This is a genomic window from Actinomyces oris (assembly GCF_001929375.1).
Classification (GTDB): Bacteria; Actinomycetota; Actinomycetes; order Actinomycetales; family Actinomycetaceae; genus Actinomyces; species Actinomyces oris_B.
Genome location: NZ_MSGO01000030.1, coordinates 1 through 25,466 on the forward strand (window position 1 = coordinate 1; position 25,466 = coordinate 25,466).

Sequence of the window (25,466 nt, forward strand, 5' to 3'; positions counted from 1 at the left end):
CCGGCCACCACCGCGTCGCGCAGGCGCGCCAGATCCGCCCCGGTCGCGCCGCCCCGGTTGGTCAGCGCCAGAACGTGCTTGGTGGACAGTCCGGCCGGGGCGCCGGCCTCCACGGCGAAGCCCTTGGTGAAGCCCGCGTGGTCGATGAGCCAGGCGGCGCTGGTCTTGACCAGCCCCTCGATGACGGGGGCATCCTTGGTGCCGAGCACCACCTGCGAGTGGTCGGTGACCGGGAAGCGGGGCGCGTCCTCGGGCAGGCGCTCGGCCTGCTGCGTGGTCAGGATCGGGTTGGTGAAGAAGGATCCGGCCGACCAGGTGTCATGGTCGGTGCCGTCCAGCACCATCCCCTTGGAGCGGCGCAGCTCGAGAACCGCCTCGCGCAGCTCGCGCTCGGGCACGCGCTCACCCAGCTCGACGCCGAGCGTCCCGGCCAGCTGGGAGTAGGCGATCCGGGAGGACAGGGAGCCCTGCCGCACGGCGAAGGTGGCGTCGAGGACCACCCAGCGCCCGGTCGGCCCCCACAGGCGCCCGCCGCCCGCCTCGGTGTCGGTGAGGGACTGCTTGAGGCGCGAGTCCCGGTAGGCCAGCCCCAACTCGCCCAGCGCCAGCCAGACCACCCGGTTGCGCAGGCGGTCCCAGGCGCGCACGCTGGCGATGAGCTCGGCGACCTCGGCGCCGTAGGCCCCGATGTTCTGCACGGGGGCGGCACCCACCGTGCCGGGGATCCCGGACAGGGGGGCGAACCCGGCCCACTGGCTGGCGATGGCCTCGCGCACCAGGTCGTCCCAGGTGGTGCCGGCGGTGGCGGTGACCTCGACGCCGCCGCACACCGAGTCCGAGACGAGTGAGACCTCGGCGCGGGCGTCCCGGATGACGAGCCCGTCGAAGCCTGCGTCGGAGGCCATGATGTTGGAGCCGCCACCGATGACGAGGACGGGCGTTCCGGCGGCGTCGGCCTCCCGGATCGCCTCGGTCAGCTCGCTCTGCGTAGTGGCCTCGACATAGGTGCCCACCGGGCCGCCCACGCGAAGCGTGGTCAGCTCGGCCAGGGTGGTCGGCAGGGCGCCGGAGCCGGGCGTGTGCGCCAGGGCCTGGAGGGGTGCGGGCCAGGCGGACGGGTCGACGTCGACGCTCAGCGGGACGGTGCAGTCGCCTTCCACCGGCTGCGGCTCGGTCGACGGTGCAGCCGGCGCGGTCGAGGCCTCAACGGGGGCGCGGTCATCTGGGGTGGTGGTCAACGAAGGTCTCCGCTCTTCCTGATCGGTTCCTCGTGAGACAAGCAGGGCCCCGCTCACACCAGCGGTGTGCACGGAGCCCCGAGACGCGGACGGGCCGCTCGTCTCACTTCTTGTTGCGACGCTGGTGACGCGTCTTGCGAAGCAGCTTGCGGTGCTTCTTCTTGGCCATGCGCTTGCGGCGCTTCTTGATGACGGATCCCATGAGATCTCCTCGCAGTTCGCTTCGTAGTGCCCGCAGACCCTCCCTGCGGGCCGAGGCAGGCCGGCGAGGGTTATGCCATGGGGCGGTTGGTCGGCGCGTGAGGCTCAGCGGCCGACCACGCAGGTGACCGCCTGAGTGTAGCGGCTCCTAGGACCCTGATGCCTCTGACGCATCGTGGCCCCAGTCACCCAGCCCCGCGGCCAGGTAGTCGTGAACGGCGCGCTCGGGGACGCGGAAGGAGCGTCCGACCTGCATCGCGGGCAGGTCGCCGGAGTGCACCATCCGGTAGACGGTCATCTTGGACACGCGCAGCATCGCCGCCACCTCAGCCACGGTGAGGAACGAGGGGGCGCCGGAGGCGCTGGGGGATGTGGGAAGGCCCGGTGCCATGAGCTTGAGGTCCGTTCGTCGCGGGTGGCCCCGTCGGGGCAGGAACACCGCCAATATATCCCCGCACCAGCCTTCGCACAGGGTTTCTCGGGCACCATTCACCACAGGCGTCGCATTTCACACTCAGTCACCAATTGTCTCTGCCGCAACCTCGCTGATCCGCCTCGGAGCCCAGCCGCCGCGGCGGTGAGCACCGAGCCCCGGACGCCGGCTCCGAACACGCCGGCTCACAACGCCGGGAAACGTGACGAAGTCGTACCAGCGGTACCACAATGGCCACCGTGCCCCAGACAGACACCGCCCAGGAGCCGGAGCCCGGCCGCGGACCCCGCGGCGGGGCGCCGACCGGGAAGCACGGCGCCCCGCAGGTCGGCAGGCGCCGTCAGGCCCACTGGCACGCCCCGCTCGTGGGCGTCGTCGGCCACCCGTGGAAGCGGCGCAAGAAGCACCCGACCACCACAGAGGGAGCCGGCCCCCTTGAGGAGCCGCCCACCCGCCCCCCACTGCCGGGCACGGAGCCCACCGGGCTGCGCCGCCTGCTCAGGCACATCGAGCCGCTCGGCCAGATCGCGCGGGCCGCCCGCTTCTACCCGGCCCGACTGGCCGTCACCATCTTCGCGGCCATCATCATGGTGGTCACGCTTCTGCTCAGCCTCCCGATCACCACGGCGAGCGGAAAGCACGCCGACTTCCTCGACGCCCTGTTCACCGCCACCTCGGCAGTGTGCGTCACCGGCCTGAACACGGTGGACACGGCGACCTACTGGTCCACCTTCGGGCACGTCGTCATCATCCTGGCCGCGGCCGTGGGTGGGTTGGGCGTCATGACCCTGGCTTCACTGCTGTCCCTGGCGGTGTCCCGGCACGTGGGACTGACTCAGCGGATGCTGGCGGCCTCGGAGAACCAGTCGCGCCTGGGCGAGGTGGGCCGACTGCTGCGCGCCGTCATCTACACGGCCACCGGTTGCGAGCTCCTCCTGACGCTCATGCTGCTGCCGCCCTTCCTCAGCCACGGCCTCGATGCGGGCCACGCCCTGTGGTACGCGGTCTTCATGGCGCTGTCGATCTTCAACAACGCCGGCTTCGTCATCATGCCCGAGGGCCTGGAGGCCTACTCCTCCGACTGGTGGATCGGCCTGCCGATCATCCTGGGGACCTTCATGGGCGCCGTCGGCTTCCCCGTCATCCTGGACATCATGGGCCGACGACGACGCCCCCGCACGTGGAGCCTGCACACCAAGCTCACCCTGACCACCTACCTGGCCCTCACGGCCGCCTCAGCCCTCGCCATCGCCACCTTCGAGTGGAACAACCCGCTCACCTACGGCTCCCTGCCCACGAGTGGGAAGATCATGACCGCGCTCGTCAACGGCGTCAACGCCCGCTCCTCGGGACTGTCCACGATCCCTCCCGAGCACATGCACGAGGCGACCTGGTTCCTCCAGGACGCCCTCATGTTCGTCGGGGGCGGCTCGGCCTCGACGGCCGGCGGCATCAAGGTGACGACCTTCGCGGTCCTGCTGCTGGCGATCCTCGCCGAGGCCCGCGGCGACCAGGACATTGAGGCCTTCGGGCGGCGTATCACCCCCTCGACCGTGCGCCTGAGCGTGGCGGTGGCCTTCATCGGCTCCAGCATCATCGGACTGGCCACGCTCCTGCTCCTGCAGATGACCAACCTGTCCCTGGACCGGATCCTCTTCGAGGTCATCAGCGCCTTCGCGACCGTGGGCCTGTCCACGGGCATCACGCCCTCCCTGCCGGACGGGGCCAAGTACGTCATCGTGGTGCTCATGTTCGTCGGCCGTGTGGGCACCATGACGGCGGCCAGCGCCCTGGCGCTGCGCGAGCGGCGCCGCGTCATCCGAATGCCCGAGGCCAGCCCGATGATCGGCTAGCGCCCGCCGCCCCGTTTTCCGCACTTGCTCACCCGAGAGCCCACAGGCACCAGCGGGAACGATCAGCTCCCCTCGGGTTCCGGCCCGTCCAGGGCGAGCAGGTGCCCGAGGGTCGCGGCCGCGTTCTCCACATCCGCACGGCCGGTGATGAGCTGCTCGACGATGAGACCGAAGGAGACGCTCTGGATGAGTGAGGCCAGCTGCTCGGGACTCAGACGGCGGGAGATCGCCCCCGCCCTCTGCCCGTTGCGGCACAAACGGGCAAGACCGTCGCGGATGTCGTGGTAGTTCTCCTGGACCATGACGCGCATCTCGGGATCACGAGTCAACTCGCCCCAGGCGTGGTAGGCCAGTGGCGCCCAGGCACTCAGTCCGACGTCGTCAGCATCCTTGCGGACCTCGCCTCGCCGAGCGGAGGCTCGCCGCGAGGTGGAGGCAGCCTCGCCGGCGTGCTGCTCAACGTCGTCACGCTCGTAGTTGAGCAGGACGAGCGCCTCGATGAATCCCTGCTTGAAGTCCGGCAGCGCCTCGGACTCGGCGAGCTGCTTGATCCGCTCGACGAGTGGCCCCATCCGCCGAGTCAGGACCTCGCGCACGAGCGAGCGCTTGCCCTCGGGGAAGTAGCGGTACACGGTCGACGACGACATCCCGGCCGCTGCGATGACCTCGTCCATGGAGGTGGCCTGGAAGCCGTTGCGGGCGAAGCACTCCTCGGCGGCCTGCAGGATGCGGAGTCTTTGTCGCTCCCGGTAGGCGGCGGTCACTCGTGGCATGCCCCCAGCATAGGTGCCCCAAAACATCACAAATCGAAACGATCGTTGTTGACTAGACATTGAAGGAAGCCTAAACTCCCGAACACAAACGAAAACGATAATTTTGATATGGAGGTTCGCAATGACACTCACAGCGACATCCACTCTCAAGCGGACCGAGCCGGCACAGGAGACACAGGAGGAGACCCCCGCGGCTGCGCGGCGCCCCAATCGCCGCGCGGTCATGGTCAGCGCGGTCCTCACCCAGCTGATGATCGTCCTGGATCTGACGATCATCGCGATCGGCCTGCCGCACATGCAGGAGGACCTGGGAATGACCGTGTCCCAGAGCCCGTGGACGGTGACCGGCTACAGCCTGGCCTTCGGCGGTCTGGTGCTCTTCGGGGGAAGACTCTGCGCCGTGGTCGGCATCCGCCGCTCCTACCAGGTCGGTCTGATCGGATTCGGGGTCGCCAGCCTCGCAGCCGGGATGGCAGCCTCCTTCCCCATCCTGCTGGTGGCCCGAGTGGCCCAGGGCTGCTTCGGAGCCCTGTTGGCCCCCACCTCGCAGTCACTGCTCAACGTCACCTTCACCGAGCGCACTGAGCGCGAGCGGGTCTTCGCGGTCTTCGGCGCCACTGGCGGCCTGGGAGCGGCCGTCGGACTGCTCGTCGGCGGGGCGCTGACCGACTGGTTCAGCTGGCGCTGGGCCCTCTACATCAACATTCTCCTGGCCGCCGCCGCTCTGCTCATCGGGCAGCGCAGCCTCCCGCCGGCCGACCAGCGCGACCGCGGCTCACGCATCACTGCCGACCTGACCGGCCTGGTCCTGGGTTGCGGGGCCTGCTTCAGTGCCGTCTACGGGCTCGACCGGGCCCAGCAGACCTCCTGGACCTCGACGTCCACCGTCAGCTGGCTGGCGCTCGGCGGCGTCGCAGCGGTGCTGTTCGTGGTGCGCGAGCGCTTCACGAGCCGCCCGGTGCTGCCCCTGTCGATGATGGCGCTGCCCGTGCGGGCGGCCTCCTACGCCACACAGTTCATCGCCGGCGCCGCCCAGATGGGGGCGATCATCTACCTAACCTACTACATGCAGAACCACTTCGGCTACTCCCCTCTCAGGACCGGGGTCGTCTTCCTGCCGATGGTCCTTGCGCTGATCGCCACCGCGATCCCGGCCGGGCGCGTCATCGTGCCCAGGCTCGGGGCGCGCGGCACCCTGCCGCTGGGGCTGGCGGTGCTGACCGGCTCCTTCCTCATCCTCTCGCGCATGACCACGGAATCGACTTACGAGCAGGTGGCGCTGCCCGGCCTCATCGTCTTCGGGATGGGCCTGGGGCTGACGATGCCGGTCACCTTCAACTCCGGCACTCGCGGGGTGGATGCGAAGCGGACCGGACTGGCCTCGGCGATCCTGAGCGCCGCCCAGCAGATCGGCGGGTCCTTCGGGGTGGCGCTCATGACCTCCTACGCCACCCAGCACGCCGAGGAGTACGTGACCGACCATGCCGCGCAGGTCAAGGCGGCAGCCATGGAGGCGATGATGCGGGCTCAGGCCCTGCCGCAGTCGCCCGCGGGCAAGCAGATCATCGACACCCTCAAGGCCCAGCTCATCGACCGGGCGCAGCTCGAGGCCTACTCCGGTGGCTTCACGATGATGGCCTGGATCCTGGCCGGGGCGGCGGCGGTCCTGGTGGTCTGCAGAATCAGCCTGAGCCTCCGCCGACGCCGCAGGAGGTAGCGTAGAGTCCACTGCCTCACGGCCGACCTCAGGAGACCTCATGCCTGCCCCACTCTCGCGCACCGACTCCACGCTCGTCATCGGGCTGGGACGCTTCGGCTCGGCCGTGGCCGCCACCCTGGACCGGCTGGGGCGCGAGGTGCTGGCCGTGGAGGCCAATCCCGCGACCGTGCGCCAGTGGACCGGCCGCATCCCCCTGGTGGAGGCCGACGCCACGGACGTGGAGGCCCTCGAGCAGCTGGGCGCCACTGAGTTCGGCACCGCGGTCGTGGGGGTGGCGACCTCCCTGGAGGCCTCCGTCCTCATCACCGGAAACCTCGTGGACCTGGAGACCCCCCAGATCTGGGCCAAGGCCATCTCCCGCGCCCACGGCCGCATCCTGCGCCGCATCGGCGCCCAGCACGTCGTCTACCCCGAGTTCGACGCCGGGCAGCGCGCCGCCCACCTCGTCTCGGGTCGCATGCTCGACTACATCGAGATGGAGAAGGGCGGCTTCACCATCGTCAAGATGCGTCCGCCCACGGAGCTGCACGGCTTCACCATCGGCCAGTCCAAGGTGCGCTCGCGCTACGGGATCACGGTCTTCGGCCTCATGAGCCCGGGCGAGCCCTTCGAGTACGCCACCCCCGACACCCTGGTCTCGGCCGAGGACGTGCTCGTCGTCGGCGGGGACGCCGCCCTCCTGGAGCGCTTCGCCAACCGTGCGTGAGCCGGCCGGGCGGCCCCTGAGGCAACGAGGCGCGTCAGAAGCACGTCAGAAGGCGGCCACCTGGGAGCGCTTGGCCTCGGCGGCGCCGTCGGCCTCAGTGGCCACGGCCTGAAGATCCTTACCGATCCCGGCGGCGCCGTAGGCGCCGAGCAGTCCCTCGACGAATGGCGCCGCCGACAGGCGCGTCCGCTCGGCCAGGGCCGGCTCGAGCATCTCCATGGCCATCTCGGCGCTCATGATCCCGCTGCCCAGGTCGGCCAGGACCAGGACGCCCCCGCAGCGCTCAGAGAGGCGCTCCACGGCCTCGACGACGGCCCCGGGATCGGTGCCCAGCCCTCCGTCGGCGAGGCCCGCGGCCGTCTCGACCGGGACGTCGACGGCCACGATGAGCCGGCGCGCCAGGTCCAGGGCGGCCTCGGCCAGGGCGCGGGAGTGGGAGACCAGGACGATACCGACGCTCACAGGGCTCACGACGCCCTTCCCGCCACGACGTCGTCGAGGGCCGTCAGCAGCAGGACGGTGGAGGCGGCACCGGGGTCGATGTGTCCCACCGAGCGCTCCCCCAGGTAGGAGGCCCGTCCCTTGGTGGCCACCATGGGTTTGGTGGCCTCGCGCCCCTCGGCTGCGGCTCGCGTGGCGGCCGCGACGCCGGCGGCGAGGTCGCCGGGATGAGCACGCAGGGCCTCCAGGGCCGGGCTCCAGGCGTCGAGCATGGTCTTCTCCCCCGTGGTGGCCCGCCCCCGCGCGGCGATACCGCCGACCCCGGCCTCCAGGGCGCCCGCGAGCGCCTGAGCGTCGAGCGTCTCCTGGCCGGCCACGGCGCCCCCGGCGCGCAGGAAGAAGGTGCCGTACAGGGGCCCGGAGGCGCCCCCGACGGTGGAGACCAGGGTGGTGCCGACCTTCTTGAGCAGGGCGTCGGCACTGGCGAAGCCACCGGCCCCCACCGCCTCGGCGGCGGCGGCCAGGCCGCGCTTCATGTTGGCGCCGTGGTCGGCGTCGCCGATGGCGGCGTCCAGCTCAGTGAGCTCCTCGGCGTGCTCGGCGATGAGTGCGGCGCTGCGGCGCACCCAGGTCGCCAGGTCCGCCACGCTCAGCCAGTGGCGGGCGGCTCCCACCTCTGCGGTCATGTCGCTTCTCCTTCAGTCTCCTTGGGGTGCCCGCAGGCGATCGGGCACCCCGATTGTGCCAGGTCCTCACACACCCCAGCGCAGGCCGGGGGTGTTGACTGGGGCGTCCCACAGGCTCAGCAGCTCGGCGTCGGCGCGCACCAGGGTCAGGGAGCAGCCGGCCATGTCGAGGCTGGTGATGTAGTTGCCCACGAGGTTGCGGGCCACGGTGATCCCGGCGCCCTGGAGGAGGCGGGCGATCTCGCCGTACATGAGGTAGAGCTCGAGCAGCGGAGTGGCGCCCATGCCGTTGACCATGGCGATGACGCCCTCGTCGGCGCCGGCGGTCTCCAGCTCGGTGAGCTCGGCCAGGATGGGGGTGACGAGGCGCTCGGCGATCTCGGCGGCGGGGGCGACCTTCTCGCGGTGGCGTCCGGGCTCGCCGTGGATGCCGATGCCGATCTCCATCTCGTCGTCGGGCAGGTCGAAGGAGGGCTTGCCGTTGGCCGGGACGGTGCAGGAGGTCAGGGCCATGCCCATGGACCTGCCGGCGGCGTTGACGCGCGCGGCGATACCGGCGACCTCGTCCAGCGGGCGCCCCTGCTCGGCGGCGGCTCCGGCGATCTTCTCCACCATGACGGTCACGCCCACGCCGCGGCGTCCGGCGGTGTAGAGGGAGTCCTCGACGGCGACGTCGTCGTCGGTGACGACGCTGGCGACCTGGATGCCGGAGTCGGCGTCGACGATCTCGGCGGCCATCTCGAAGTTCATGACGTCGCCGGTGTAGTTCTTGACGATGTGCAGCACGCCGGCTCCACGGTCGACGGCGCTGGTGGCGGCCACCATCTGGTCGGGGACCGGGGAGGTGAAGATCTCGCCGGCGCAGGCGGCGTCGAGCATGCCGGTGCCCACGAAGCCGCCGTGGAGGGGCTCGTGCCCGCTGCCTCCCCCGGAGATGATGGCGACCTTGCCCTTCTCCTTGGGCCGGCGGCGGTAGACGATGTGCTGGTCGAGGTCGACGGCGAGCTCGTGGGGGTGGGCCGCGGCCATGCCCCGCAGGGCGTCCGTGACCACGTTGTCAACGGCGTTGATGAGTTTCTTCATGGCGCTGACGCTACCGCGCCACGGGCCCGCGTGGGGTCCCTCAGGCACCGAGGACCTCACTCCGTGCACATCGGTGCAGCCCGCCGTGGTCACGCAGGAGCGAATGCGCACCGAAGCGGTCGGGCGCTCGCCTCCCGGCCCACCGGCCCAGCGGCGACGCCCCTCACCCCCTCAACGTGAGCACGCCCACCACCTGGCCTGGGCGTCACCCGCAGAGATTCTGGGGACTATCTGGAGAGGTCCTTTTTTCGCGGCATCACTGAGTCGATTACAGGCAGGATAGGGGTATGGATCTGTCCGTCGTCGCCGTCGTGGCCACTATCGCAGCCGGTGTCTCCGTCCTGGTCGCCGTTGCCGCCGTCGTCGCCGCACGGCGCTCGACGGCGCATGCGGACCTGGCCCTCAAGGAGGCCTCACGGATCTCTCGGGCGAGCATCTCGCGGATCAACGAGGTCCAGTCCGAGGCCAGCTCGGCCCGCCTGGCGGCACGTCACGCCGCCGAGCGGCTGCGCTCGATGACCAAGGAGCGCACGACCCCCGACAGCGTCGCCGCATACCGGGTCTTCCTTCGCGAGGTCGTCGAGGACTCCAAGCACCTGCTGGGTCCCGAGGGCACCGGGACGATGAAGAACGAGGCGCTGGACCGCCTGCGGGTGGGGGCCCTGGTGGGCGGCTCGGACGAGGTGCTGCGCGCCATGCGCAACTTCGCCCTCCTGCGCACCCAGCAGCCCGAGGCCCCGTGGCCCAGTGCCTACGCCATGGCCTACGCGCGCCTGGAGTCGGACCTGGTCACCGCGATCCGCAACGACCTGGGCTCCTCCGAGGAGTCCTTGACCGCCGACCAGATCTGGGGCGCCGTCAACGCCCGCTGCGTCGACCCCGCCTTCCGGCTGGCCCTGCTCAGCCCCCTGGAGGACGTGCTGCGCAACGCCGGGCAGGACCCGACCCACTACGACCTCGACCACATCGTCAGGTTCGCCGACTACCCGAGCCCCGTCTCCTCCGCCGGGGCCATTGGGACCACAGGGGCCACTGGGGTCACGAGGGCCGCGCCCGCCGCCGGAGGCGCCGGCGCCTCCGGCTCAGAGCCCCGGCGGCGCTCGCGGCGGGCGCACAGCCGCGTCGCGCGGAAGGCCTCGGCGGTGCCCTCCGGGCCGGCCACCATTGCCCTGTCCGACGCCGATGTCGTGTGGCCCCCGCTCACCCCCGGCCGTCGGGGCGGGCGCGCAGCGGCTGCGGCGGGCTCCACGGCTGTTCCCGATCCGGCCCGGCCAGCGGCGCCAACAGTGCCCGCGACGACGACGGCCACCGTCCCCTCGCATGAGCCGGTACCCGGACTGTCCCCTTCGGTCTCCGACCTGGGCGAGCGGCCCAGCGGCGCGGAGCCGTCGGACACGGCGGAGGCCGCGCTCCCCCAGGAGCCGCAGCCCGACGCACCCTCGGGGCCGTCCACCGTCTCACTGCCCGAGGCCCCTTCACAGGCCGCCGGCGCCCAGCCGGCACCACCGGCGGAGACCTCGGCACGTCACGACCAGTCCCAGCAGTCCCCCGCGGGCCCGACGAGTCACCGAGCGCCCCAGGCGCGCAGGAGAGTCTTCGAGGACCCGACCCCCAGTCGCATCTCCCGGCGCCGACGCGCCCAGGCCGCCCTGACCGGTTCATCCATGCAAGCGGCCGCGGCTCCCGATGCGGTCACGGTCACGGGAACGGTCACAGCATCGCCCCTGGCCGCCTCCACGGTGCCGGCCTCGGGAGCATCGACGGCCTCGGCCAACACCGAGGAGACCGAGCCGGTCCTCGCCTCGACTCCCTCCGAGACGCCGACCGGGCGCCACGCCACCGAGACGCCCGCCCCACTGGTCGCACCGGCCGCGTCCACCAGCGCTGCACCGGCGAGGCCCCACCCGGCGCAGCCGCGCCCCGACGCCCTCGCCCCGACGAGCCCACCGCCCGCGCGCCAGGACGTGCCGCCGGTGAGGGCCGCGGCGGTATCCGCGCAAACCGTCACGGTGGCCACAGGCCCCCTGCCGCCCCCGGTTGTGCCCGCCACTGCGGACCCGGCCACGGCCGCAGGTCCTACGGGGGCGTCCGGCTACGGATTCCTCCCGCCTCAGGACCCGGCCCAGGCGCCCGCCCAGGCACCCGGGGACACCAGCCGCCCCGTACCCGACCCGTCGGGCCTGCCCATCCTCACCGCCTCCCAGCAGGCCGAGCAGTCCTTCGCAGTGGCTGCCGCCGGCGCCGTCCCCGCCGACGCCGTCGGAGCTCACCGGGCAGCAGCGGTCACAGCCGCTACAGCCAGCACAGCCGCCCCTACCGGCCCTGAACAAGCAGCCGATCCGGCTATGCAGGAGACCATGACCATTCCCACCAACCCCTCTGCCGCGACGGCCATCCCGACGGCGACGTCCTGGTCCCGAGCCCCGCAGTCCCCGCAGGACTCCGGCCGGCTCCCCCGAGCCCGCGGCGCCTGAGTCCAATCGGATTCTTCTCCCCACCCATCGCGGCTTCACGCCCCCGGCCCACGTGGCAGAATCCAGGTGTTGGAGGCCGAGTGGCCTGCACGGAAGGGAGCTGGTGTGGGCATCTTCGCCTGGTGCGCGATCATCGGCTGCACCGTCCTGGTGGCCGGCATCCTGTTCGACGGGCCGCTGGACGCCCTCCTGCCCGATGGGCTCGTGCCGATCCTCGCTCTGCCGGTGGCCGTGTTCGGAGCCATCGGCATGGGGGTGACGGCGACGACGGGCTCGGCCGCCACGCAGGCGCCGGCGGCGGTGCTGTGGGGCGTCCCTGCCGTAGCGGCTCTCGGATCCGGGGCGCTCATGCGCTGGCTGTGGAACCGGCTCAGGCGCTCCATGCCGTTGAACACGGCTCCGCCCACCGCCGCGGAGCTGGTTGGTGACAAGGTCACCGTCCTGTGGTGGAAGGACGGCAGCGGCGAGGTTCGCGCCGTCACGCGCGGCCACCAGCTCACCTTGCCGGCGCGCTCCGAGCAGCCGCTGCACTCGGGGCAGAGCGCCTGGGTGCTCGACGCCGTCGACTCCACCCTCACCATCGTCCCCTGGGAGCAGATCAGCAGCTGAGCCCGCCGGGGGCCGCCGACAAACCGCAGGCCCCGCCCGATGCTCACGCCGACGCCCCGCCCGCCGTCCTCTTCCCTCATCCCATCTCCCCACACAGAAAGGAACCCCGCATGGGTGTATCAATCATCGGCCTGATCGTCATCGTCGCCATCATCGTGCTGGCGGCGGTCGCCTACCTGTTCAGCCGCATCGTCGTCGTCCCCTCCAACCTCACCGGCCTGGTCTCCGGGTCGAACCGGGGCACGGTCAAGATCATCCACCCCGGTGGGCGCGACTTCGTCCTGCCGGTCATCCAGTCCATCCAGTACCTGCCCTTCACCCAGACCACGATCGGTTTCAAGGTCACCGCCGAGGACGAGAACAAGATCCATGTCAACGTCGCCGCCGTGGCCGCCGTCAAGGTCGGTGACTCCGACGAGCAGGTGCGCGCCGCGGCCAAGCGCTTCCTGGGCAAGCCCAACACGGACCAGGCCATCGCCGACTCCGCCCGGGAGGCGCTCATCGGCTCCCTGCGCTCGATCATCGGCCACATGACGGTCACCGACCTCATCTCCGACCGCGACGCCCTTCAGCGCAACGTCTTCGACGACGCCAAGAGCATCATGGCCAACATGGGCCTGGAGATCGACATGCTCCAGGTCTCCGAGATCACCGACGCCGGCGGGTACATCGAGTCCCTGGGCGTGCCCGAGCAGCAGCGTGTCGAGAAGGACGCCCGCATCGCGCGGGCCAACGCCGAGCGCGAGGCCCGCGACGCCGAGGTCACCTCCCGGCAGCAGATCGCCGAGCGCGAGCGCGACCTGTCCCTGCGTCAGGCCCAGCTCAAGGCCGAGACGGACAAGGCCCAGGCCGACGCCGACTCCGCCGGCCCGATCGCCCGCGCCGCCAAGGAGCGCGAGATCGCCATCATCGGGCAGGAGGCGGCCGAGGCCAAGGCCGCCCTGACCGAGCGCGAGCTGGACTCCACGGTGCGCAAGCCCGCCGACGCCGCCCGCTACCAGCGTGAGCAGGAGGCTCAGGCCTCCAAGACCGAGGCGCTGCTGCGGGCCCAGGCCGAGGCCGAGCGCACCCGTCTGGACTCCGAGGCCCAGGCCCAGGCCACCGTGGCCCGCGCCGAGGCCGAGGCCAAGGCGACCGCGGCCCGGGCCCGCGCCGAGGCCGAGGCCATCGCGTCCCGGGGTCAGGCCGAGGCCGACACGATCCGCGCCGCCGGTGAGGCCGAGGCCAAGGCCATGAGTGACAAGGCGGACGCCCTGGCCAAGTACGGCGAGGCCGCCACCCGCCAGATGCTGCTGGACAAGGCCCCCGAGATCGCACGGGCCCTGAGCGAGCCGCTGGCCAGCGTGCGCGACCTGTCGATCATCTCCACCGAGGGCGCCTCCGCCCTGCCCAAGGCGGTGGCCAACAACGTCGAGCAGCTCGATCTCATCCTGCGCAGCCTCGTGGGCACCGGACTGACCGACATGGTGGGCGGTCACCTGCCGGGCTCGGACGCCTCCACCGACCGTGACAACCATGACGGCGGGGCCCCGGCCGACGTCGTCGACCACCCATCGCGCTGACGATCGGCCGGTCCGCAACAAATTGAGATCATCCACGTGGCCGGGTGCGGTATTTCTCCGTCCAACCGCGCCCGGTCACGTAACATGTCCCCCGTCAATCCAGCAGAGTCAGTACCGGGCAGGTCACCATGCGTCGTCGCATCTTCCTCACCGCCGCACTCGGCGCCACCGCGGGCGCCGGTGCCCTGTCCTTGAGCGGCTGCGCGAGCATCAAGCAGCGCATCGCACGCACGCTGATCCCTCAACCACCCACTGTCCTTCACGCATCACTGTCCACGCCCCCGGAAGCCACCGCCATCCCGACCAACTTCGGCAGTGAGGCGGTGTGGCCCCTGCGCGTCAAGGAGAATCAGAATCATCCGTGGCCGACCAACGCGATGGTCGAGACCACCCGCGGCTCCTTTCTCATCGCCTATGACGTCAACAGCGACGACGACACCGCCGGCTTGTCCGGCGACCGCCCCATCATCGTGGACCTGAAGGGGCCGACGACCTACACCCTCGTACCGGACGACTCCGAGCACGGGTATCGCATCGAGCCGATGACAGTCCCCCAGGTCGGTGGCGTTCCCGGAGGAAACCGCATCGCCCCCGGCACACTCATCACCGAGCAGTTCACCAGCGCCGCTGCGTGTGACGACGAGTTCGCCTATCTCATCACCGGTCGCGAGGACGTCGTCAACGAGCGCCCCGAGAACCGGGGACGAGTCAGTCTGCTCAAGATCCGCCTGGCCGACCGCCGCATCGTCGCCAGCACGCTGATCGGGGAGAATCTTGCCCTCAAGGCGAGGGCGTCGACCTACCGTGCCGGCTCCTCGATGACACTGACCTCCGACGGCGCCAGCCTCCTGATCACCAGCACCGTCCCGCACCGGGCCCTGCGACTGTCGACGAAGGACCTGTCCGTACAGTTCGACCTGGACTCCGTCACCTCCCAGCGCTTCTGCGCGGTGGACGGCGGCGAGGCGGTGGCCCTGCTCAGTGACGACGAGAAGGTCCACACGGCCATCGTCACCCTCGCCGACGGCGTCACCCACCCCATCGAGAACGTGAGCGCCCAGCTCGTGCACCAGGGTTATCTCTACGCCGTCGACAGCCGCGCGAAGGAGCCGCCCTACCCCGAGGTGTGCATCAACCTCGCCACCGGTGAGCGGACCGAGCTGACGGATCTGCCGGTCGACAAGGAGGACAAGCACGCCAGCCTCACCGCGAGCAACGGGTACGTCATCAGGAAGACCGACTACATCCAGGTCCGCAAGAACGGCTCCGCGACCGCGATGCTCACCCGGAAGTCCACCGAGAAGGAGTCCTACAAGAGCGCGGCGATCTACGGCTCCATCCTCTACCTCGCCCTCAATGGCGGCCGTCTACGTCTCATCAACCTGGACACCGGTGCGGTGATCCTGGAGTCCCCGACCGGCGGCCAGCACGAGATGGTGACGGTGACGCCCTACGGATTCAGCAACGAGGGCGCCTTCTACCCGGCCACCGCCTGGAAGTCCTGAGCCCGCGCCCGCTGAAGCCCTCGCACCGCTCGGGCACTCAGATGACCTCGAGGGGCTCGCCCTTGGTCTCACGGGCCAGCAGGTAGATGAAACCGCCCAGGACCAGCATGGCCGCGAAGAAGAGGAAGGCCGGGACGACGGCCGCCAGCGGGTGCGCCAGCTCCTGGAGGCTGCCGGAGCCGAGCATCGCCCCCATGAGCAGGGGGCCGAGGATCTTGGCGCTCGCACCGATGCCGTAGCCCAGGCCCAGACCGGTGCCCCGGGCGTCGTCGGGGAACTGCTCACCGCCGAAGGCGTTGAGGATCCCGAAGGCGCCGTCGCCGAAGCCCATCGTGATGCAGATGCCGGTGAAGAAGACGATCCACGAAGCCTCCCAGTGGGCGGAGAGGGCCACGATGACCGCACCGAGCGCCCCGATGAGACCGAAGGAGAAGATCGTCCAGCGCCGCCCGATCCGGTCGGCGAGCCAGGCCGAGGTCAGGCGCCCGAGCAGATCCACCAGGGAGACTCCCATGAAGAGCGTCCCCACGGCGTCGGCGCCGATGTCGGTGAAGCCGATCTCCAGGAGCGTCTGCCCCCAGGACTGCACGGTGAAGGAGCCCAGGATGAAGCAGAAGGAGCCGACCGAGACGATGAGCAGGTCCCGCAGGTGCTTGCGCAGCAGCTCGCGGTAGGCGATGCGCGGTCCGGTCCGCACCGGCGGCAGGGCTCCGACGGCGTCGGGGCTCAGCTCCAGGGCCCAGGCGATGGACTCGCGGGCCTCGCGCTCGCGGCCCTGGGAGAGCAGGAAGCGGGGCGACTCCGGGACGAGCCGGATCCAGGCCAGCAGGAGGATCGGGAGGACCCCCAGCGCAATGAGGCCGCGCCAGCTGTCATGCAGGGCCCGCTGCGCCAGGGAGCCCAGGAAGAGCCCCAGCGGGATGAACACTGAGCCGAGCCCGGACAGCAGACCGCGCTGCCTGGTGGGCACGAACTCCTGGACGTAAGGGATGGAGACGATGTTGAGGCCCCCGACGCCCACACCGACCAGCACCCGCAGGAGGGCCAGCATCATCCACCAGCCGGTGGGGGTGAACACCGAGGCCAGGGTGAAGACGGTGAAGAGCAGGACGCACCAGAAGAAGGTGCGTCGTCGGCCCATCCGGTCGGCGGCCCGGCCCCACAGGACCGAGCCGAGCACCGTCCCGAGCCCGGAGCAGGCCAGGATGACACCGGTCTCGAAACCGCCCAGGCTCCACTCCCTCTGGAGCTGGACGACGGCGAAGCCGATGAGGAACATGTCGAAGAACTCAGAGACGTTGGCGACAATCGCCAGAGCGATGATGCTTCGCTGATGGTCCGTCAGGGGCCGGGAGTCGATCTGCTCCAAAGCGCTCCCGCGAGCCGCCGCCGACACCGGGCGTCCCATTGCTGTACCCATATGCGGCCCACTCTAGGCCAAGGGGGCGGCCGCCCCGGGCACAGGCCCCGGCTGTGAGAGACACACGCGCTCATGGTTGTACTTGCCCGCCTCCACGGAAGCGGGAAGGATCATCCCTGATGCCCGCCCGCGGATGCACCGCGATGCACCGCCGTCACGGCGCCCGTGGCCACGGGCAAGACGCACCCTCATGCACAAGGAGTCCGCAGTTATGAGCGCTGAGCCGCTGCTCACCGACCTCGACCGTCAGACCATCGCGGTGTCCAAGGCCCTGGCCGCCGACGCCGTGGAGAAGGCCGGGTCGGGGCACCCCGGCACGCCGATCTCCCTGGCGGGGGTGGCGTGGCTGCTCTACCAGCGTGAAATGGTCCACGACCCGGCGGACCCGGGCTGGCTGGGACGCGACCGGTTCGTCCTGTCCATCGGGCACGCCTCACTGATGCAGTACATCCAGCTGTTCCTGGCCGGATACGACATCGACCTGGAGGGCTTCACGGCCTTCCGCTCCCCGGCCGGCCTGCCGGGTCACCCCGAGTTCGGTGAGGTCGCCGGGGTGGAGACCACCACGGGCCCGCTGGGGGCGGGTTTCGCCAACGCGGTGGGCCTGGCCATGGCGGCGCGCCGCGAGCACGGGCTGCTCGACGCCGGTACCCCACTGGGTGAGTCGGTCTTCGACCACTTCGTCTACACGGTCCTCGGCGACGGCTGCATGCAGGAGGGCGTGACCTCGGAGGCCGCCTCCCTGGCCGGGACCCAGCAGCTGGGCAACCTCATCGCCATCTACGACGACAACGACATCTCCATCGAGGGCGACACGGACATCGCCTTCACCGAGGACGTCTCGGCCCGCTTCGAGGCCTACGGCTGGCAGGTGCTCGACGTCGACTGGCGCACCGGCCCCGACGGTTACGCGGAGAACCTTGAGGCGCTGCACGAGGCCATCGTGGCGGCCCGCGCTGAGAGCACGCGCCCGTCGCTGATCCGCCTGCACACGGTCATCGCCTGGCCCTCCCCGACCAAGCAGGGCCAGGCCTCCTCCCACGGCGCCAGGCTCGGGGCCGAGGAGATCGCCGGGCTCAAGCGGGCCCTGGGCCTGGACCCCGAGCAGAGCTTCATCCTGCCCGACGACGTCGTCTCCCACGCCCGCAAGCGGGCCGCCGACAACGCCCGGGCCGCCCGAGTGGCCTGGGACGAGCGCTTCGCGACCTGGCGGCGGGCCAACCCCGCCGGCGCCGCGCTGCTGGAGCGTCTTGAGGCCCACCGCCTGCCCGAGGGCCTTCAGGAGGCCCTGCCGACCTGGGAGGTGGGTGAGTCCCTGGCCACCCGTGCGGCGTCGGGCAAGGTGCTCTCCGCCCTGGCCGGTGTGGTGCCCGAGCTGTGGGGCGGCTCGGCGGATCTGGCCGGCTCGAACAACACGACCATGGCCGGCGAGCCCTCCTTCCTACCCGCCTGCCTGGCGCAGTCCGAGGGCGACGGGCCCTTCGGGCGCACCCTCCACTTCGGTGTGCGCGAGCACGCCATGGGCTCGATCCTCAACGGGATCGCCCTGGACGGGCTCACCCGCCCCTACGGGGGCACCTTCATGGTGTTCTCCGACTACATGCGCCCGGCCGTGCGCCTGGCGGCGCTCATGGGCATCGGACCGGTCCTCGTGTGGTCCCACGACTCCATCGGGGTCGGCGAGGACGGCCCCACCCACCAGCCCGTCGAGCACCTGGCGGCACTGCGCGCGATCCCCGGCCTGGCCGTGGTGCGCCCCGGGGACGCCAACGAGACCGCCGCGGCCTGGGCGGAGATCCTGCGCCGTCACGACGAGCCGGCCGGCATCGCCCTGTCACGTCAGAACCTCACCGTGAGCGCCTCCGCCACGGCCGCCGCCGAGGGCGTGCGCCGCGGCGCCTACGTCCTGGCCGAGGCCGCCGACGCCGATGGGCGCCAGACGGCCCCGGAGGTCGTCCTGATCGCCACCGGCTCCGAGGTCGGGGTGGCCGTGGCCGCCCGAGACATCCTCCAGGAGCAGGGCACCCCCACCCGGGTGGTCTCCGCCCCCTGCCTGGAGTGGTTCGCCCAGCAGGACGCCGCCTACCGGGAGCAGGTGCTGCCGGTAGGCGCCGCCAGGGTCGCCGTCGAGGCGGGTATTGCCCTGGGATGGCGCGATCTCGTCGGCGACGCCGGCGAGATCGTCTCCCTGGAGCACTACGGCGCCTCCGCCACCGCCTCCGCCCTGTTCGAGGAGTACGGCTTCACCGCCGACAACGTCGCCCAGCGGGCCCGCCAGGCCCTGGCCCGCACCCGCGGCTGAGGCCCGCCGCGCCCGCAGCCGCCCCACCAGCACCGAGCCGGGCATTTTTCGCGTAGCCCTACAGAAAAACCGTAGGGCTACGCGAAAAATGCCCGGCTCGACGTGTGGGGATAGATGTCGGTGGGCCCCAATACTCTCCGGTCATGCCCGCATCGAAGAGTCCCAAGGTCCCCAAGGTCTCCTACTGCTGCACCGAGTGCGGCTGGTCCAGTCCCAAGTGGATGGGCCAGTGCCGGGAGTGCCGCGAGTGGGGAACCCTGGAGGAGACCCGGGCCGCCGGCGCCGTGCGACCGACGGTGGCCGCCCGGCCCATCGGGGAGGTCAGCGCCACGGAGGCCAGGGCCCGCCCCACCGGGGTGGGCGAGCTGGACCGGGTCCTGGGCGGCGGGATCGTCCCGGGCGCCGTCGTGCTGCTGGCCGGCGAGCCCGGGGTCGGCAAGTCCACGCTGCTGCTCGACGTCGCGGCGAAGGCGGCCGCCATGGCGCGCGAGCGCGGGGACGGGCCGGTCCTCTACGTCACCGGGGAGGAGTCGGCCTCGCAGGTGCGGCTGCGGGCCGAGCGCATCGACGCCCTGGATCCCGGGCTGCTCCTGGCCGCGGAGACCGAGCTCGGGGCCCTGCTGGGGCACGTGGAGGCGGCCGGGCCCTCCCTGCTGGTTGTGGACTCGGTCCAGACCATCGCCTCGGCCCAGGTCGAGGGCAGTGCCGGGGGCGTCACCCAGGTGCGGGCCGTGGCCGGCGCACTCATCGCGGTGGCCAAGGAGCGCAATATCCCGGTGCTGCTCGTGGGGCACGTGACCAAGGACGGTGGGATCGCCGGGCCCCGGGTCCTGGAGCACCTGGTCGACGTCGTCACCCAGTTCGAGGGTGACCGCCACGCCCGCCTACGGCTGCTGCGGGCCGTCAAGAACCGCTACGGCCCCACCGATGAGGTCGGCTGCTTCGACCTGGGCGAGCGGGGCATCGTGGGGCTGGCGGACCCCTCGGGCCTGTTCCTGTCCGCCGCCCGTTCCGAGGTGCCGGGTACCTGCGCCACCGTGACCCTGGAGGGGCGCCGTCCCATGCCGGTGGAGATCCAGGCGCTCGTGGCCCCCACCAACGCCGGCTCCCCACGACGCACCACCTCCGGGGTGGACCACTCGCGCACGGCCATGGCGCTGGCCGTCCTCAGCGCCCGGCTGCGGGTGGACACCTCCAGCGCGGACGTCTACGTCTCCACCGTGGGCGGGGCTCGCGCCGTCGAGCCGGCCACGGACCTGGCCGTGGCCATCTCCGTGGTCTCGGCCGCGCGCAACCTGCCCACGCCCGCAGGCCTGGTGGCCTTCGGCGAGGTGGGGCTCACCGGTGAGGTGCGTGCCACCGTCGGCATCCAGCGGCGCCTGGCGGAGGCCTCCCGTCTCGGCTTCGACCGGGCGATCGTGCCGCTGGCGGGCTCGGCCGAGCTGCGCGAGGTCTCCGGGATGCAGGTGCTGCCGGTGGCGCACGTGGGTGAGGCCATGGGGGCGGCGCTCCCGCATGGCTGACAGGACGGCGCGGACAACGCAGGCAACCCAGGCAGCACAGGCGATGCAGACGAACCCCGGGGCGAGGGGCGGCCACGAGGGTCGAGCAGGTGACGTGTCCGCCATGGTTCCGCCGGGCGGCGTCAACAGACCGAGTGGTCCAGTGTGGGAAGGCCCTCTCCGAAGGTCGGCCCGCCTGCCGATACCATGGGGGCGTGAGCACCGGGGTGCGCGCTCACCTGGATGCTGCAAGGCTCGAAGGCCCTCAGCACGGTCCGCGCCCCGGCGGGCTCACTGTGCGATCCCTTCCCCAGGACACCGCGAGATCAGGAGAGATGATGATCGAGGCCGCTGGCCAGCTGCACGAGACGCTTGCGCTCGTCGCTCCCGGCACCGTCCTTCGCGACGGCCTGGAGCGGATCCTGCGCGGACGTACGGGGGCGATCATCGTGCTGGGCTTCGACCCGGTCGTGGAGGCCATCTCCTCGGGCGGCTTCCACCTGGACGTCGAGCTCTCCGCCGCCCGCCTGCGTGAGCTGGCCAAGATGGACGGCGGCGTCGTCGTCGACATGGACACCGCCCGGATCCGGCGCGCCAACGTCCAGCTGCTGCCCAACGCCTCGATCCAGACCTCGGAGACGGGCATGCGTCACCGCACCGCCGAGCGCGTGGCCCGCCAGACCGGGTTCCCGGTCATCTCCGTGAGCCAGTCGATGCGGATCATCTCCCTGTACGTCGACGGCAAGCGCCACGTCCTGGAGCCCAGCGAGTCGATCCTGGCCAGCGCCAACCAGGCCCTGTCTGCCCTGGAGCGCTACAAGGCCCGCCTCGACCAGACCTCTGCCGGCCTGGACTCCCTGGAGATCGAGGACCTCGTCACCGTCCGTGACGTCACCTCGGTCCTCCAGCTCATGGAGATGGTTCGCCGCATCTCCGCCGACATCGACTCCTACGTCCTGGAGCTCGGCACCGACGGGCGCCTCCTGGCCCTCCAGGTCGAGGAGCTCACCCGGGGCCTGCTCGCCGAGCACGGCTTCCTCCTGGAGGACTACCTGCCCGAGGGGCTGGACACGACCACCGTGGATGCGCGCCTGAAGTGGGTGGGCTCCCCCGCCCTCCTGGACCTGGCGATGGTGGCGCGCTCCATGGGCCTGGGCGGTATCGACGGCCAGGACCTGGACGCCCAGGTCTCCCCGCGCGGCCTGCGGATCCTCTCCAAGATCCCGCGCCTGCCGGTGGTGACGGCGCGCGCCGTCGTCGAGCGGTGGGGGTCCCTGCAGGGGGTCCTCGGGGCCACCATCGAGGAGCTCGAGGCGGTCGAGGGCGTGGGCGCCCAGCGGGCCCGGACCCTGCGCGACGGCCTGTCACGGCTGGCGGAGATCTCCGTCGTCGAGCGCTACTCCTGAGCTCCCCGGTCGCGAGGCCTTTCCGCCGGCCGCTGCATGGCCCCGCCTGTAGCCGGCCGTCAGCCGACGACGAAGACCCGGTCCTCAGTGAGGTCCTTGTCCCCCATGACGAAGCGGAAGCGGTAGGTTCCCGCGCCCGCGGCGTTGCCGGGGGCGGTCTGCGCCTGGCCCGCCGAGGGGCTCGCAGAGGAGGAGCCGGTGGCACTCGGCGTGGAGGAGGCCGATGCACCGGCCGGGGAGGCCGGTGCGGCATTGGCCGCCGCGCAGTCGGAGGTGGCCGCGTTGCCGTTCCAGGTCACGGTGACCTCGGCGCCCTTGCCCGCCGGCAGAAGGAGGGCCCGCTCGGTCTGGCCCACGGGACACGTCAGGGAGTCCCACACCTGCTGAGAGCCCGAGGAGACCCGCACCCCCAGGGCCTGGCTGCCGACATCGATCAGGCAGGGCGCCTGGCCGCTGTTGACCAGGGAGATGGAGAAGGTCGCCCCGGCGCCCACACCGACGGACTCGGGCCCCTGCACCGTGCTCGACAGGGCCGCGGGGTCGCAGGTTCCCGGCGTGGGGTAGACGGTGTGCACCTGGGCGGCGGCGCGCTCCTCATCCTGGGTGCGGATGGTGCTGCGGATCCAGAGGTAGCCGACAACGATGGCCACGATGAACAGCAGGAGGAGCAGCAGGACTCCGCCCAGTACCAGGGCACGGCGCAGACCGTAGCGGGGTTGGGGCGGGATCGGCTTGCGCAGGCGCCCGCTGTGGGGCTGGTCGGGGCCCTGCGGGATCGAGTCGGGGGCGCCGGTGAGCCGTCCGCCGCCGATGCGGGCCCACTGGATGCCCGCGCCCCATCCGTTTCGACGACGATCGGAGCGAGCCGTCTGAGTCGAGCTCGTCCGGGCGGAGCGAGCGGTTCCCGGCGCGGCCTGCCGCGAGCGCGCCGTCGAGGCCCCCTGGTTGCCCTGGGAGGGGCGGCGGTTCTTGGCGGTCTGTCCCTTCTGCGCCCTTTGGTCCCGGCCGGCCCGGGTCGGCGTGCCCGAGTGCTCGCCGGAGGGCCTGCCCGTCTGCTTCGAGTGCGGGGGACGTCTGGTCGACTTGGTGCCCGAAGCGCGGCCGCCGCGCCCCTTGGTCTGGGAGGATCGGGGCGTCCCGCCGGAGCGGGCTGAGGAGGACTGCCCGGCGCCCGACCGCGGCCCACCGCCGGAAGCGCTCTGCCGGTGGGGCCGGGACTGGGAGCCCGAGGACGAGCGCCCCGATGAGGACCCTGCGCCGCGACGGGCCGAGCCTCGTCGTCCTGCGCTTTCCCCATGGTTGCGTCCGCGTCCTTTGGCCATGGTCACGACTCTACCGGCGCCGCGGTCCCAGGCTCGTGAGCGCCCCGCCCCGGCGATGCGCAGGCCCGTGAGACCTTCGTCGTTGTCCGCGCGGGCCCGGGGTCAGCCGCCCGGCGCACCGCGGGTGGCGAGAGCTGATCCACCGCCGCTGCCCTCCGCAAGCCCTCTGGTGCGTCCCCGGCAGGCGGCCGGGCGGTACGCGGGTCGGCAGGCGGTTAGGGAAGCCGGTAGGTGGCGCCGTCGTCGTCGGTGGCGATGAGCCCGTCGGCCAGGAGCGTGGCCAGGGCGCGCGTCGGCTGCTCGGGGTCGGGAGTACCGCTGGAGGCTCGCGCCCCCGCCCTGGCGGCGCAGGCCATGAGCTCACCGGCCTCGACGCACCGCCCGTCGGCGGCCTGCCGCAGGCGGGCCATGACCAGTCCGCGGGCCTGTCGGTCGGTGCCGTGCCAGGCCTGGCTGCGACGTCGGCCCGCGTGGATGTCCGCGGGGCGGCCGGCCGCCAGCCAGGCGCAGCTCGCCCGCCACGGGCAGGCACCGCAGTCCGGCTCGCGGGCGGTGCACACCAGGGCGCCGAGCTCCATGACGGCCACCGACCAGTGAGCGGCGGTGGGGTCGTCGTCGGGCAGCAGGTTCAGTGCCCGCTCGCGCTCGGCCCGGTTGAGGCTGGGAGCGGGCAGGGCCTGGCCTCCGACGGCGCGGGCCAGGACCCGCCTGACATTCGTGTCCAGCACGAGGGCGCGCCGACCGTGGGCGAAGGCCAGGACCGCGCCGGCCGTGTACTCCCCCACCCCGGGCAGGGCCAGGAGGGCGTCCAGGTCATCGGGCAGGACACCGCCGTGCTGCTCGACGACGCTGCGGGCGCACTCGATGAGCCGCAGGGCCCGGCGCGGGTAGCCCAGGCGACCCCAGACCCGCAGCACCTCAGCGGTGGGGGCATGGGCGAGCTCGGCGGGGCCGGGCCAGCGCCGCATCCACTCCTGCCAGGCGGGGACGACGCGGGTCACCGGGGTCTGCTGGCTCATGACCTCCGAGACCAGGACCTCCCACGGCGTCGTACCGGGCCGGCGCCACGGCAGGTCGCGGGCGTGGGCGTCATACCAGGCCATGACGGCCTGCGCCGAGGGATCAGCGGTGATCGTGTCAGGACAGGCGGGGCGGGCGGGCACGGGGGACACCGTAGCGGCAAGGGCTTGGACGGGGCCGGATACCTTCGTCACCAGCCGGCTGAGAGTCGTCGCACTCCTCGCGATCGTACGGTAGGACTCCGGTTCGTACCCTTACCCTACGAACCCGAGGCTTAACCTACGATCGCACGGGCGTACCCGTCTCCTGGGTGTAGCCGCGGGCCACGGCCCAGGTCCAGATGCGGTCCAGCTCGGCATCTCCCCGGCGCACCATCGTGGACCTCAGCAGGCCTCGACGAGTCAGCCCCGGCAACCAGACGGCTCGCCCTTGAGGGACCCTGACGTAGGCCCTGGCACTCAGGCTCACGCCGGCAGCGTCCCCAGCGTCCCCGGCGAGGAGGGCCAGGACTATGAGGACGAGTCCCAGGAGAATCACCAGCAGCGGGGGCGCACTGGGACGCTTGACGAACAGGTCACTGCGGGACCGGGGCCAGGGGATGTCGCGCCGGAAGCCGAGAACTCGCGTGTGGATGCCACTGGAGTCGAACTCGGTCCGCATGGACATCATCATCAAAACCGGCACCAGGAGTATCAGCCCGGTGATGAGCATGGTGAAGCCGAACGTGGAATCGTCCCCGCCGCCAACGATCGTCTTGAGCCCGGACGCCAGGAGCAGCAACCCGACGGCGCAACACAGGACGAGCACGATACAGCCGGACCCGGTCGCGGCGGTACGGCGGACCAACCTGTCGGTCACCGGCACAGCGGATGCTCGCCCGGGACGATGCACCGGCGGCGTGGACGTCTGGACCTCGGGGACTCCCTGGAGCGCAGCGACGGGAACGGGGGCAGAAGGGGCCGATGGCTGCTGGCTGCTCGATCGGCCGTCCTTCGATCGACCGCCACCAGCCCGGCCGTACCCGACCGAGTCGTACTGACCGGGCGCCCCCTGAGGGGCAGGGCGGCCGTAGGAAGCGGGTCGGCTCCCGGACTGGCGACAGGGGGCGGGTCGGCCGTAGGAAGAGCCTGTCGGTGGTTGCGTCATGGGAACCTCCTCATCAAGGCGGTCCGCACCAGACCGCGGGTGGTGGAGTGCCGTGAGCGTATTC

21 protein-coding genes are annotated in these 25,466 nt (G+C 71.6%); 10 read left to right on the top strand and 11 right to left on the bottom strand.

The features are described from left to right. From BKH32_RS06745 to BKH32_RS06755, 3 genes are all read right to left on the bottom strand, one after another. Window positions 1-1,238 (bottom strand): UDP-N-acetylmuramate dehydrogenase (locus tag BKH32_RS06745; protein ID WP_075249228.1); only part of this gene is annotated, 1,238 nt, incomplete at its 3' end. A 103-nt stretch (window positions 1,239-1,341) separates the two neighbouring features. After that, a complete protein-coding gene (locus BKH32_RS06750) occupies window positions 1,342-1,440 on the bottom strand; it encodes a 30S ribosomal protein bS22 (RefSeq protein ID WP_003792170.1) in 99 nt (32 codons plus the stop codon). 147 nt (window positions 1,441-1,587) lie between these two features. Next, window positions 1,588-1,830: a helix-turn-helix domain-containing protein gene (locus BKH32_RS06755; protein ID WP_009394114.1), complete on the bottom strand. Its 243-nt coding sequence runs from the start codon at window positions 1,828-1,830 to the stop codon at window positions 1,588-1,590. 272 nt (window positions 1,831-2,102) lie between these two features. On the opposite strand from BKH32_RS06755, the gene BKH32_RS06760 reads away from it, so the two are divergent. Then, a complete protein-coding gene (locus tag BKH32_RS06760) occupies window positions 2,103-3,725 on the top strand; it encodes a TrkH family potassium uptake protein (RefSeq protein WP_075249229.1) in 1,623 nt (540 codons plus the stop codon). Between the two features lie 62 nt (window positions 3,726-3,787). On the opposite strand, the gene BKH32_RS06765 is transcribed toward BKH32_RS06760, so the two are convergent. Beyond that, window positions 3,788-4,498 (bottom strand): TetR/AcrR family transcriptional regulator, encoded by a 711-nt coding sequence (locus tag BKH32_RS06765; RefSeq protein ID WP_075249230.1) that lies wholly within the window; start codon window positions 4,496-4,498, stop codon window positions 3,788-3,790. Window positions 4,499-4,619: 121 nt separating this feature from the next. On the opposite strand from BKH32_RS06765, the gene BKH32_RS06770 reads away from it, so the two are divergent. Next, window positions 4,620-6,215 carry an MFS transporter gene (locus tag BKH32_RS06770; protein ID WP_075249231.1) on the top strand — a complete coding sequence of 532 codons (1,596 nt, stop codon included), beginning with the start codon at window positions 4,620-4,622 and terminating at the stop codon, window positions 6,213-6,215. A gap of 40 nt (window positions 6,216-6,255) precedes the next feature. Further along, entirely contained in the window at window positions 6,256-6,924 is a 669-nt protein-coding gene (locus BKH32_RS06775; protein WP_003789240.1) for a potassium channel family protein, read from the top strand. Between the two features lie 45 nt (window positions 6,925-6,969). On the opposite strand, the gene dhaM is transcribed toward BKH32_RS06775, so the two are convergent. From dhaM to dhaK, 3 genes are all read right to left on the bottom strand, one after another. Further along, entirely contained in the window at window positions 6,970-7,395 is a 426-nt protein-coding gene (dhaM, locus tag BKH32_RS06780) for a dihydroxyacetone kinase phosphoryl donor subunit DhaM (RefSeq protein ID WP_075249232.1), read from the bottom strand. Next, complete coding sequence (gene dhaL / locus BKH32_RS06785; protein WP_075249233.1) at window positions 7,392-8,051, bottom strand: dihydroxyacetone kinase subunit DhaL; 660 nt, start codon at window positions 8,049-8,051, stop codon at window positions 7,392-7,394. Before dhaL ends, dhaM begins: the two co-directional genes overlap by 4 nt. A 66-nt stretch (window positions 8,052-8,117) precedes the next feature. Further along, window positions 8,118-9,134, bottom strand: a complete 1,017-nt coding sequence (dhaK, locus tag BKH32_RS06790; RefSeq protein WP_075249234.1) for a dihydroxyacetone kinase subunit DhaK — start codon at window positions 9,132-9,134, stop codon at window positions 8,118-8,120. Window positions 9,135-9,421: 287 nt separating this feature from the next. Between dhaK and BKH32_RS14415 the strand changes: the two genes are divergently transcribed. From BKH32_RS14415 to BKH32_RS06810, 4 genes are all read left to right on the top strand, one after another. After that, the gene (locus tag BKH32_RS14415; RefSeq protein WP_256691246.1) at window positions 9,422-11,608 is read left to right on the top strand and encodes a hypothetical protein; all 2,187 of its coding nucleotides are present in this window, start codon (window positions 9,422-9,424) and stop codon (window positions 11,606-11,608) included. A gap of 105 nt (window positions 11,609-11,713) precedes the next feature. Continuing rightward, window positions 11,714-12,217 (top strand): nodulation protein NfeD, encoded by a 504-nt coding sequence (locus BKH32_RS06800; protein ID WP_075249235.1) that lies wholly within the window; start codon window positions 11,714-11,716, stop codon window positions 12,215-12,217. A 110-nt stretch (window positions 12,218-12,327) separates the two neighbouring features. Beyond that, a complete protein-coding gene (locus BKH32_RS06805; RefSeq protein WP_075249236.1) occupies window positions 12,328-13,779 on the top strand; it encodes a flotillin family protein in 1,452 nt (483 codons plus the stop codon). Window positions 13,780-13,907: 128 nt separating this feature from the next. Next, complete coding sequence (locus BKH32_RS06810; RefSeq protein ID WP_075249237.1) at window positions 13,908-15,284, top strand: hypothetical protein; 1,377 nt, start codon at window positions 13,908-13,910, stop codon at window positions 15,282-15,284. 37 nt (window positions 15,285-15,321) lie between these two features. On the opposite strand, the gene BKH32_RS06815 is transcribed toward BKH32_RS06810, so the two are convergent. Continuing rightward, complete coding sequence (locus BKH32_RS06815) at window positions 15,322-16,704, bottom strand: MFS transporter (RefSeq protein WP_081376727.1); 1,383 nt, start codon at window positions 16,702-16,704, stop codon at window positions 15,322-15,324. Between the two features lie 211 nt (window positions 16,705-16,915). On the opposite strand from BKH32_RS06815, the gene tkt reads away from it, so the two are divergent. The 3 genes from tkt (at window position 16,916) to disA (ending at window position 21,914) form a co-directional block, all read left to right on the top strand. After that, window positions 16,916-19,006 carry a transketolase gene (gene tkt, locus BKH32_RS06820; RefSeq protein WP_178384572.1) on the top strand — a complete coding sequence of 697 codons (2,091 nt, stop codon included), beginning with the start codon at window positions 16,916-16,918 and terminating at the stop codon, window positions 19,004-19,006. A gap of 143 nt (window positions 19,007-19,149) precedes the next feature. Further along, the gene (radA, locus tag BKH32_RS06825) at window positions 19,150-20,529 is read left to right on the top strand and encodes a DNA repair protein RadA (protein WP_075249240.1); all 1,380 of its coding nucleotides are present in this window, start codon (window positions 19,150-19,152) and stop codon (window positions 20,527-20,529) included. 314 nt (window positions 20,530-20,843) lie between these two features. Continuing rightward, a complete protein-coding gene (disA, locus tag BKH32_RS06830; protein ID WP_143222750.1) occupies window positions 20,844-21,914 on the top strand; it encodes a DNA integrity scanning diadenylate cyclase DisA in 1,071 nt (356 codons plus the stop codon). Window positions 21,915-21,973: 59 nt separating this feature from the next. On the opposite strand, the gene BKH32_RS14420 is transcribed toward disA, so the two are convergent. The 3 genes from BKH32_RS14420 to BKH32_RS06845 all read right to left on the bottom strand — a co-directional run bounded on the left by BKH32_RS14420 (window position 21,974) and on the right by BKH32_RS06845 (window position 25,114). Next, window positions 21,974-23,236 (bottom strand): hypothetical protein, encoded by a 1,263-nt coding sequence (locus tag BKH32_RS14420; protein ID WP_256691247.1) that lies wholly within the window; start codon window positions 23,234-23,236, stop codon window positions 21,974-21,976. Window positions 23,237-23,451: 215 nt separating this feature from the next. Beyond that, complete coding sequence (locus BKH32_RS06840) at window positions 23,452-24,339, bottom strand: A/G-specific adenine glycosylase (protein WP_075249276.1); 888 nt, start codon at window positions 24,337-24,339, stop codon at window positions 23,452-23,454. A 196-nt stretch (window positions 24,340-24,535) separates the two neighbouring features. Beyond that, the gene (locus BKH32_RS06845) at window positions 24,536-25,114 is read right to left on the bottom strand and encodes a hypothetical protein (protein WP_256691248.1); all 579 of its coding nucleotides are present in this window, start codon (window positions 25,112-25,114) and stop codon (window positions 24,536-24,538) included. Window positions 25,115-25,466 lie beyond the last annotated feature (352 nt).

Bases quoted from the DNA above. Each gene is read 5' to 3' on its own strand.
- BKH32_RS06770 (WP_075249231.1), top strand. From the start codon at position 4,620: ATGACACTCACAGCGACATCCACTCTCAAGCGGACCGAGCCGGCACAG.
- BKH32_RS06815 (WP_081376727.1), bottom strand. From the start codon at position 16,704: ATGGGTACAGCAATGGGACGCCCGGTGTCGGCGGCGGCTCGCGGGAGC.
- BKH32_RS06750 (WP_003792170.1), bottom strand. From the start codon at position 1,440: ATGGGATCCGTCATCAAGAAGCGCCGCAAGCGCATGGCCAAGAAGAAG.
- BKH32_RS14415 (WP_256691246.1), top strand. From the start codon at position 9,422: ATGGATCTGTCCGTCGTCGCCGTCGTGGCCACTATCGCAGCCGGTGTC.
- disA (WP_143222750.1), top strand. From the start codon at position 20,844: ATGATGATCGAGGCCGCTGGCCAGCTGCACGAGACGCTTGCGCTCGTC.
- BKH32_RS06840 (WP_075249276.1), bottom strand. From the start codon at position 24,339: ATGGCCTGGTATGACGCCCACGCCCGCGACCTGCCGTGGCGCCGGCCC.
- BKH32_RS06775 (WP_003789240.1), top strand. From the start codon at position 6,256: ATGCCTGCCCCACTCTCGCGCACCGACTCCACGCTCGTCATCGGGCTG.
- radA (WP_075249240.1), top strand. From the start codon at position 19,150: ATGCCCGCATCGAAGAGTCCCAAGGTCCCCAAGGTCTCCTACTGCTGC.
- BKH32_RS14420 (WP_256691247.1), bottom strand. From the start codon at position 23,236: ATGGCCAAAGGACGCGGACGCAACCATGGGGAAAGCGCAGGACGACGA.
- tkt (WP_178384572.1), top strand. From the start codon at position 16,916: ATGAGCGCTGAGCCGCTGCTCACCGACCTCGACCGTCAGACCATCGCG.
- dhaL (WP_075249233.1), bottom strand. From the start codon at position 8,051: ATGACCGCAGAGGTGGGAGCCGCCCGCCACTGGCTGAGCGTGGCGGAC.
- BKH32_RS06805 (WP_075249236.1), top strand. From the start codon at position 12,328: ATGGGTGTATCAATCATCGGCCTGATCGTCATCGTCGCCATCATCGTG.
- BKH32_RS06760 (WP_075249229.1), top strand. From the start codon at position 2,103: ATGGCCACCGTGCCCCAGACAGACACCGCCCAGGAGCCGGAGCCCGGC.
- BKH32_RS06810 (WP_075249237.1), top strand. From the start codon at position 13,908: ATGCGTCGTCGCATCTTCCTCACCGCCGCACTCGGCGCCACCGCGGGC.
- dhaK (WP_075249234.1), bottom strand. From the start codon at position 9,134: ATGAAGAAACTCATCAACGCCGTTGACAACGTGGTCACGGACGCCCTG.
- BKH32_RS06765 (WP_075249230.1), bottom strand. From the start codon at position 4,498: ATGCCACGAGTGACCGCCGCCTACCGGGAGCGACAAAGACTCCGCATC.
- BKH32_RS06755 (WP_009394114.1), bottom strand. From the start codon at position 1,830: ATGGCACCGGGCCTTCCCACATCCCCCAGCGCCTCCGGCGCCCCCTCG.